A 2,726-nucleotide genomic window follows, 5' to 3' on the forward strand; every position below is an offset into this window, starting at 1 on the left:
GGTCGTGCACGCCCATTCCGAGATGTTTCCGGCCTGCGGCCGGAAGGTGGGCCAAGGCCCACCCTTCTATGTGGCCACTGTTTGTCAAGCCCCAATTCTCTGGCTTCTTCTGCGTAAACCAATCCCGTGTCGAACATGGTAGCTCGCTCGATATCTGGCGCCATTAGGTGTCTTCATGGCTTGGTTGGGAGGGATGAGAGGAGGGATTGCTTCCGAGCAAAATTTCTCCCCTGGTCGGCGCCACGCTGATGTTCCTCTTCCGTCTACGCACGTCGTCGAGTTCCGAAAGGCCGGCGGCTTCCATGAGGAGTTCTGGGTGAGTGTCACCTCGAACGACCTTCTATCCGTGCCGACGCTCAGGTCGGACACCTAATGCTGCGTACGCCTCAAGGCGCCTGGGAAGCGCGGTCGGGAGCGGTCCAATCTACAGAATCGGTACCGTAGGTGACCCTGGGTGGGCACGGACGCGCTCCCACCGGCTTCTGGAATCGGCGATGTCGCGTGATCTTCTTCCGTTGTGCGTCCTCCGGGAAGCCAGACGTTCGATGTCGGCCTCAGGCCACTGACTACGACTTCAGAATCGCTCCCTCGGGAACGACGCCATGCTCGACAAAGCGCCACAGCGCGATCAACAGCTTGCGGGCCAAAGCGACGATCCCCACGCGCCGAGATCGGCGCGTGCCTTGCCCGTAGCGCTCTTCAAACCAGCGACTGAGCTGGCTGTTGGGCTGGAAGCGCAACCAGCCCCACGCGAGTTGAATCAGCGTTGGCCGGATCCAGGCGTTGCCGGCCTTGTCGATCCCCTGCTCGCGTGCCGGACCTCCGCTCTGGTGGGGCGTCGGCGTCAGGCCCCCGTAGCTGCCCAGCTGGCGCCGATTGGCGAAGTGGCGCCAGCTGAACAGCTCGCTGGACAACTGCCAGCTCCCGTTCTCGCCGATCCCCCGCAGACGCTTCAGCCGGCGAGCCTTCTCAGCCACCGGACCCTGCCCTTCGCGCAACGCCTCACGGCGTTGCTTGGTCAGCTCTGCGATCTGCTCGACCACCAACGCCCAGCGCGCGTACTCCCGCTCCAGGCGAGAGCGCAACTGCCGCGGCAGCGGCGAACCATCGGACAAGCGCATCTCGGTGAGAAGGTGCAAGAACTTCCGGCCCACCGAGCACCGGATTCCGTGAAGTACCAACAGAGACTGGATGCGATTGCTGTGACGCGTCTTCTCGCCCTTGAGCGTCACCAGCTCGCGATGCAGATGCCGCTGATCTTCCTCCTCCACACTCGGCACCCGGACCACGCTCCACTCTTTCGGATCGTCCTGCGACCGGATCAGGTGCTTGAACAGCTTCCGCACGTCCAAAGCGTCCGTCTTCGCCCGTCGGGCGCGCCGATTCACCGACACGCTCGCGGGATCGATCACCACGTTGGCGATCCGCAGCTCACCTTCCAGATGCCGGTGCAGCCAGAAACCATCCCGGCCCGCTTCGTAGCAGCTCAGGACCGGAGCTTCCGCCGCCAGGCCGAAGCGCCTCTTCGCCGCCGCCAGCTCGCGCTCCAGGCGACTCAGATCGCCCGCCGGAACGTTCACCTCGCGGGGCTTTTGCCCCAGACTCAGACCCGAACCCAACTTCCAATTCGAGTTGCTCAGCTCGAGAGACACAAACAGCGGGCGGTTGGTAGACTCTGCGTTCTGGGTCACGGTCGTACTCATGAGTTTCCTCCTAAGGTTGTTAGCTGTAGGAAGCTCAACAACCGTGGCCCGTTTCGCATTCCCACTGACCTTGGGAGCGCCTCCCGCGACCCGCTGGCGGCCCCGGTACCACGGCGGCTGGCCAGCATAGGATCTACGGGGTGAAGAAGCAGAGCCTGCCCCGTCCTCCGGCTCCGGGCTCGCCAGCCTGCGGTCGAGGACGCAGGTGGCCGTGCAGTTGCCCATCACGTTGACCATGGTGAACAGCGGATCGATGATCGGGGCGACCGCCAGCAGCGCGATGATCCCGACCTCCGGCGGCACGCCGATCGGCTCGAGGATGATGCCCAGCATCCAGACCGCGCTGGGGCCGGGCAGACCCATCGCCGCCAGCCCCGCCAGCACCGAGCCGACGACGATCATCGCCAGGGTGTCGAGCTGTAGGAGGCCCGGCGCCTGGGCGTGGAGCTGGACCGCGAAGATCGCCGACAGGCTGAAGAAGAGCGCGCTGCCGATCGGGTTCATCATCACGCCCAGGGGCAGCAGCAGCTTGACGTTCTCCTCCGCCAGACCGAAGTGCCGCTTGAGCGCGATCATCGCCGCCGGGATCGACGCCATCGAAGACGAGGTGGCGAAGGCGACCACCAGGGGCGCCCGCACGCCGCGAAAGACGTCGGCCAGGCGCCCGCCCACCGCCAGCCAGATGGTGACGCCGAAGAGCACCATGGCGACCACCGTGGTCACCGCGCTGACCACGATCAGCTTGCCGAGCACCGGCACGAACTCGAGCCCTCCGCGGGCCACCTCGCCGGCGACGATGCACGCCAGGCCCAGCGGCAGCAGGAAGATGATCCAGTTGATGATCCGCAGCAGGGCGTCGAAGAAGGTCTCGATGACGCCCAGCGCGGGGCCGCGACCCTCCGCCGGGGCATAGCCGATGGCCACCCCCATCAGGACCGAGAAGAAGAGCACCGCCAGGTAGTTGTCCTCGATGACCGCGGAGGCCAGGTTGCGGGGAATGAGCTGGCTCAGATAGGCGAAGAA

At 65.3% G+C, this 2,726-nt stretch carries 1 protein-coding gene; it reads right to left on the minus strand.

The features are described 5' to 3' along the window. Nucleotides 1–566 precede the first annotated feature (566 nt). Nucleotides 567–2,726 (minus strand): IS110 family transposase (locus tag GY769_20940; GenBank protein ID MCP4204384.1); only part of this gene is annotated, 2,160 nt, incomplete at its 5' end.

Source organism: bacterium (assembly GCA_024224155.1).
Classification (GTDB): Bacteria; Acidobacteriota; Thermoanaerobaculia; order Multivoradales; family JAHEKO01; genus CALZIK01.